The 6,718-nt window shown below is 61.3% G+C and carries 5 protein-coding genes; 4 read left to right on the forward strand and 1 reads right to left on the reverse strand.

The window, feature by feature from the left end; genetic code table 11:
- On the forward strand, positions 1–531 hold a 531-nt coding region (locus AC1DY5_RS38835), incomplete at its 5' end, for an NADH-quinone oxidoreductase subunit B family protein (protein WP_478119781.1).
- 406 nt (positions 532–937) lie between these two features.
- On the opposite strand, the gene AC1DY5_RS38840 is transcribed toward AC1DY5_RS38835, so the two are convergent.
- Positions 938–1,123, reverse strand: coding sequence for a universal stress protein (locus AC1DY5_RS38840; RefSeq protein WP_478119782.1), 186 nt, complete (start codon positions 1,121–1,123; stop codon positions 938–940).
- 747 nt (positions 1,124–1,870) lie between these two features.
- Here AC1DY5_RS38840 and ctaD point away from each other — a divergent pair.
- From ctaD to ptsP, 3 genes are all read left to right on the forward strand, one after another.
- Positions 1,871–3,496, forward strand: coding sequence for a cytochrome c oxidase subunit I (gene ctaD, locus AC1DY5_RS38845; protein WP_478119783.1), 1,626 nt, complete (start codon positions 1,871–1,873; stop codon positions 3,494–3,496).
- Positions 3,497–3,760: 264 nt separating this feature from the next.
- On the forward strand, positions 3,761–4,324 hold the full coding sequence (locus AC1DY5_RS38850; protein WP_478119784.1) for a DedA family protein: 564 nt from the start codon (positions 3,761–3,763) through the stop codon (positions 4,322–4,324).
- A 189-nt stretch (positions 4,325–4,513) separates the two neighbouring features.
- Positions 4,514–6,718: phosphoenolpyruvate--protein phosphotransferase (ptsP, locus tag AC1DY5_RS38855; RefSeq protein ID WP_478119785.1), on the forward strand; the 2,205-nt coding region annotated here is incomplete at its 3' end.

Genomic DNA, 6,718 nt, shown 5'->3' on the forward strand with positions numbered 1-6,718 from the left:
CCTGTGTGCCCGAGCAGCAAGCTCTCGTTCACGAACGATTTCAAGCTGGCCTCAACCGACCGTGACGGGCTGATCATCAACGCCTCCCGACCCGCACCTGATCCCGTCAAGGTGTCGGAAGCACTGCGCAAGCGCTTTGGTCGCTCGCTCAAGCTGAGATCGGTCTCGGCCGGTGGCTGCAACGGCTGCGAACTCGAGGTCAATGCCCTCACCAATGTCAACTTCGACATCGGGCGCTACGGCATCGACATCGTGGCCTCCCCGCGGCATGCGGACGGCCTGGTGCTGACCGGGCCGATCACGCGCAACATGGCTGAGGCCCTGCAGCTGTGCTGGGACGGCATGCCCGATCCCAAGCTCGTGATCGCAGTCGGGGCCTGCGCGATATCGGGCAGTCCCTTCGAGGGTTCGTCTGCCTTGGAGCGAAATTTCCTCGATCGATTCAAGCCCGCACTCTACGTGCCTGGATGCCCCCCCCACCCGCTCACGTTCGTGTGCGGGGTGCTTGACCTGCTCGGTATCAAGAGCTGAGATGTTTCACTGGCTCGCGGCGTAGGGAACATGTGGCCCCGCCACCAGAGCAAACAGAATTGATGGCAACGGTCTTTGTCCTGGACGAAGCGTAGATTCTGCCCCATCTTCAGTTCTCGCCCCTTGTACGGGGGCGGCAGTTTGAGCGTGGCTCGGAGGAATCCTCCGAAGCACAACGCGCGCTCTAACCAGCGTTCACGGGCACCGGCTTGAGAGGCTCCAGCCCCTGAAACGGTCGTCCGCCCTGCCCCTGCATCTCGAAACCATATTTTGCGTGTGACCACGCATGCCGTCGCGGCCTCCTCGTGGTGCGCTCGGCCCGTCAGTCGCGGTACGGCTTACCTGCATCCGTTCGACTCGCCAGACGCTCTGGAAGCTCTCGCTCCCCAGTCCGCGCCGCGCGGGACTAACGCAGCACTAGCACGGGCGTGTGCGTGTGGGTAAGGACGTGCAGCGTCTCGCTGCCCATCAGCAGCCGGGTGGTGACTGCAAGCAGCTCGGCTCCGGTCAACAAGCTCAGTTCGATCGCTTTGGCGACGGCTTGTTCGGACAGCGCGGAACCGTCGGTCGCGACAAGAATGCGTTTAAACATGGCAAATCTCCTTCGATAGCGAAGACTACTCCCGATTGATCCGGGTCTGGTGGATCCGAGGGCGCCGGCAATTTCCCTGCGCCCTGCGCACGTCGCGACGGCGCCGCCTGACGCGCCGCATCGCGCACCGAGCTGATGGCGTTGGACTTCGAGGCCGACGCGCTCGCGTAGAACCCTGACTCTAGCCGGCCCTTTGCGGCTTCAAGGTCATCTACGCGGAGGCCAGGCAATCGAAAGTCCACATCGACTGGTGTGCGAAGCAAGACCGAGCGAGGCGATGCGCGCGCCTTGTGGTTGGTGACAAACTCGCCCGACGAGAGAAGCGGTCGTCCCACGACCCACCTGCTCGCATCTGCCCATGCCCTAGATTGCGACCGACAGACGCGGCCGCGTGTCACGCGAGCAAACCCGGACGCACTTCACCATATAAGCGAATACAATTCGCGTGTTATTGGTATGTTATTACCATGGCGTTAACATGTTACATCATCGTGCAAACAGCGATTTCTCATTGATGAGAATCGGCGCGGGCGGCACCGACCAATTCGAAAATGCCCGGTACGGCCGTGATGGCAGCCGCATTCGCCGCTCGTTCGCAGACTGCCATCGATCTCAGAGTCCAACTCCACCCGCGGGCGGACTCCCTCGGGCCGCGGACCCTTGCGTCGATGCCGTCGACCGATGCGCATCCCTCCAACATCGGCTGCCGCCCGCGGACCAATCGCCTTCCAGCAATAAGGGCGTGAAATGAGTTCCTTGATCCATCTCGGCGGCGCAGTCGGCGACCCAGATCACACGCATGGCCGGCCAAGCGGTTGGCGGCGCTGGCTCTACGCGACAAACCACAAGGACATCGGGACGATGTACCTGGTTTTTTCGGTAACGATGCTGCTCATCGGCGGCCTTCTCGCGATGCTCATTCGGCTGGAGCTGTTCCAGCCGGGACTCCAATTCGTGAACCCGGAGTTGTTCAACCAACTAACGACGATGCACGGAATCATCATGGTCTTTGGTGCCATCATGCCGGCGTTCGTGGGCTTTGCGAACTGGATGATTCCGTTGCAGATCGGAGCTTCCGACATGGCCTTCGCACGGCTGAACAATTTCAGCTTCTGGTTGCTCGTGCCCGCAGCCATTACGTTGGTCTCGTCTTTCTTCATGCCCGGCGGCGCACCGGCCGCGGGTTGGACCTTGTATGCGCCGCTGTCCCTGCAGATGGGCGCCTCCATGGACACCGCCATCTTTGCGCTTCACATCATGGGCGCAAGTTCGATCATGGGATCGATCAACATCATCGTGACGGTGCTTAACATGCGCGCGCCGGGGATGACCCTCATGAAGATGCCAATGTTCTGCTGGACTTGGCTGGTGACGGCCTACCTGCTGATAGCTGTGATGCCGGTGCTCGCCGGCGCGATCACCATGACGTTGACTGACCGCCACTTCGGCACCAACTTCTTCAATCCTGCCGGTGGCGGCGACCCGGTGATGTTTCAGCACATCTTCTGGTTCTTCGGCCATCCAGAGGTCTACATCATGATCTTGCCAGCGTTCGGCATCATCAGCCAGGTCATACCGGCGTTCTCACGCAAGAGGCTCTTCGGCTATTCATCGATGGTGTACGCCACCTCGTCTATCGCGATCCTGTCATTCGTCGTTTGGGCGCATCACATGTTCACGACGGGCATGCCGCTGACCGGTCAACTGTTCTTTATGTACGCGACCATGCTGATCGCTGTGCCGACGGCAGTGAAGATCTTCAACTGGGTCGCAACCATGTGGCAGGGATCGATGACTTTCGAGACCCCAATGTTGTTCGCCGTGGGCTTCGTCTTCGTGTTCACCATGGGGGGCTTCACTGGGCTCATGCTCGCGATCGCGCCGCTCGATACCCAACTTCAGGACACCTACTACGTCGTGGCGCACTTCCACTATGTGCTGGTGGCGGGTTCTCTCTTCGCGATGTTTTCGGGCTTCTACTATTGGTCGCCCAAGTGGACGGGCGTCATGTACGACGAGACGCGCGGCAAGATCCATTTCTGGAGTTCCCTGATTTCGTTCAATCTGGCCTTCTTCCCGATGCATTTTCTGGGATTGGCGGGCATGCCGCGCCGCTATGCCGACTATCCGATGCAGTTCGCCGACTTCAACATGATTGTTTCGATCGGAAGTTTCTGGTTCGGGCTGACGCAGGTCTTTTTCTTCGTCTTTGTTGTGTTGCCATGTGCACGTGGCAAGGGCGCCAAGGCACCACAGAAGCCCTGGGAAGGTGCGGAAGGCCTCGAGTGGGAAATACCTTCTCCCGCACCATTCCATACCTTTGAGACGCCTCCGAGGCTCAACGCTGCAGCAACAAAGATCGTGTCTTCATGAATATTTCGCTCGCTCACCGCATCAGGCGTCTCCTCCCAGTGTGCCGAGCTGCGCGTCGGCCGACAACACGTTGGCGCAGAAACGCATGCTCGACGCGAGAAGCCGCGTGCGGAAACAGACCGCCGACGAAGGCGGAATTCGCCTGCCGAATGCGGCCCAGTGTTGTAGCCGATGCACTCGCACGTCTCGGCGCACGCATTCCGCGCGGCCGAGTCGGCGCCCGCGGGTAAGCGCTCTTTCACAGATTCCCGGAGTGTTGTCCGCATGGAAGCCGGCGCGCTGATCGAAGCCTATGGCTACTGGGCCCTGGCCGTGGGTTGCTTTCTCGAAGGTGAGACGGTCTTGGTGCTCGCCGGGTTCGCTGCGCATCGCGGGCATCTTGACATGGCCTGGGTGATCACCATTGCTACCGTGGCAGCGTCCGCCGGAGACCAATGCTTCTTTTTGCTGGGTCGACGCCATGGCAAAGCGCTTCTCGCCCGCTTTCCGTCGCTGGCGCGTGAGACTGCGCGCATTCGGCACCTGGCCTTGCGCTATGACGCTTGGTTGATCGTCATCGTGCGCTTTACCTATGGCTTGCGTATGGCCGGGCCGGTACTGATCGGCACAACAACCATCAGCGCGCCGCGCTTCATGCTTTTCAATGTACTCGGTGCCGTCCTCTGGGCGATCCTGGTGTCAGGTCTTGGCTGGCTCTTTGGCAAGGCGTTCGAATCGGCACTGGAGAACTTGCAGCACCTCGAGGTTCCGGTGTTGGTCGGATTCGTCGCCGCCACCGTGCTTGCCTGGTGGCTGCGACGCCGCCATCGGCGGCGGCAGGGCCGGTGAATCGTCCCGCCGCCACATTCGGAGCGCAGCTCGCGGCGAGGGCTCGGCAGTGAATGCGGCAGCAGTGTCTACTCAAATGAGCGGATTGTCCGTCGCCACGTCCGGCCTGCCTCGTCAAACGGTTCCGGACCCCGCCCACCCAACGGCGAGGTGTGGACTTTGGTCTTCTTTGGTAGGAGCATGTGCCTGATGCATGACGCGCTCGCCAATATTGCCAATAGCCTGAGCAACGTGACCAGCCACGGCGAGGGCCTGGCGGCCGTTGCGCGGGAGGTCAAGGGGCATTTGGGGGTGGATGTCTGTTCCGTCTACCTCTTGGCCCCGCCGGAAGCCAGCTTCGTCCTTGTAGCGACTGACGGCTTGGATCCACTGGCAGTCGGAGCGGTACGCTTCGCGCAAGGAGAAGGGTTGGTGGGCTTGGTTGCTGAGCGTCAGAGCTTGATCAGTCTGTGCAATGCGCAGGAGCACCCCCGTTTCCGACATTTTCCGGAGTTCGGCGAGCAGGCCCACCATGCATTTCTCGGCGTGCCTATCGTTCACGACCGCGTGGTGATCGGCGTCCTGGAAGTCCGCCAACTAAATGACCGCAAGTTCAACAAGGACGAAGAGGATTTCATTTCCGCCGTCGCGGCCGCACTGTCGGGGCTTTCCGACGCCACAGCACTCCCGGGTGCAAGGGCATCGGCCGGCCAGGACGGCGGCCAGTTAACGCCGCGTTCGCTTCACGGCGTCAAAGGTGCTTCTGGCATCGGAATCGGAATTGGAGTGTTGCCGTCGCCGGCGGCCGATCTCGACGCTGTCCCCGAGGGCGAGGTCGCGGATGCCGCAGCTGAGGCCCGGGCGTTTCAGCAGGCCGTGGACGCTGTTCGCGCCGAGTTGCGCTCGAGTGGGGAGCGCATTGTCGCCCAGATGCCGACGGAGGTGCATGCGATGTTTGGCGTGTACATCGAACTGCTGGACGACGACGAACTGTTTGCCGATACCCATGAGCGGATTCTCGCCGGCGCTTCGGGCGGCAGCGCGCTGCGACGGACAATCGCCGAGCACGCACGCGCCTTCGAGGAGTCGCCAGATCCCTACCTTCGAGCACGAGCCGAAGACCTGCGCGGCCTGGGCCGTCGCGTGCTCCTGCACCTCCAGCCGGACAAAATAAAGCGCGAGGCCTACCCCGAGCGATGCATTCTCGTCGGTGAGGAGGTCAGCATCGTCCGGATCGCCGACGTTCCTCCCGATCAGCTTGCGGGCATCGTGTGCACCAGAGGATCTCCTTTTTCGCACGCCGCAATTCTGGCGCGCACGCTGCGCATACCCGCGGTGATGGGGATTGGCAGCGTTCCGCTCGCTCAGTTGGGGGGACAACGCCTTCTCGTCGACGGAAATGAGGGTCGTGTTTTCATCGATCCCGCGCCTGAAGTTGTCGAGCAGTTCGATGTGTTCATCAAGAAAGCGCGTGAATCTGCTGCGGCGTTGAGCACGTTGCGAAGTTTGCCGGCCGAGACGCCCGACGGGGCGCGAGTCGGCCTGCATGCCAATATCGGTCTGCCCTCCGATCTGGCCACTGCTCTTGAAAGTGGGGCTGAGGGGATTGGACTATTTCGTACGGAGTTCACATTCATGGTGAGCGACGCGTTTCCTTCTGAAGACGACCAGTACCAGGTCTACCGACACGTGCTGGAAGCGTTCGCGCCGCGGCCGGTGACCATCCGCACCTTGGACGTCGGAGGCGACAAGGGGCTTCCCTATTTCCCGATACAGGAAAACAACCCCTGTCTCGGCTGGCGTGGTATCCGCCTGACGCTGGACAACCCGGGAATCTTCCTCACGCAGTTGCGCGCTCTCCTGCGTGCCAATGYCGGTATGGGCAACCTGCAGATCCTGTTGCCGATGATCAGCTCGGCTTGGGAAGTGGACGCAGTGCGGGAGCTCCTCGCGCGTGCCGCTGCCGAGAGCGGCGTCGCCAGTTGGCCCGATGCCACGGTCAAGCTGGGCGCAATGGTCGAAGTGCCATCAGCCCTCTACCAGATGGACGCGTTAGCCAAACGAGTGGACTTCTTCTCCATTGGGACCAACGATCTGACGCAGTATCTCTTGGCCGTGGACCGCACCAACGCGCGCGTCTCGCGTCATTTCGATAGCTTGCATCCTGCAGTGATAGGGGCGATCAATGACGCTGTCCTGGGTGCACACGATGCAAAGCGGCCGATCAGCGTGTGCGGCGAAATGGCGGGCGACCCTGCATCGGCTGTGCTACTAATGGGTATGGGCATCAACGCATTGAGCATGGCGTCCGCATCCATTCCCACTGTCAAGCGAGCGCTTCGGACGATTACCAAGGAGCAAGCTCAATGGTTGGCAGCGAAAGCCATCGCCGCAGAGGATCCGTCAGAAGTACAT

This window comes from Variovorax sp. P4_D9 (assembly GCF_056401695.1).

Bases quoted from the DNA above. Each gene is read 5' to 3' on its own strand.
- AC1DY5_RS38850 (WP_478119784.1), top strand. From the start codon at position 3,761: ATGGAAGCCGGCGCGCTGATCGAAGCCTATGGCTACTGGGCCCTGGCC.
- ctaD (WP_478119783.1), top strand. From the start codon at position 1,871: ATGAGTTCCTTGATCCATCTCGGCGGCGCAGTCGGCGACCCAGATCAC.
- AC1DY5_RS38840 (WP_478119782.1), bottom strand. From the start codon at position 1,123: ATGTTTAAACGCATTCTTGTCGCGACCGACGGTTCCGCGCTGTCCGAA.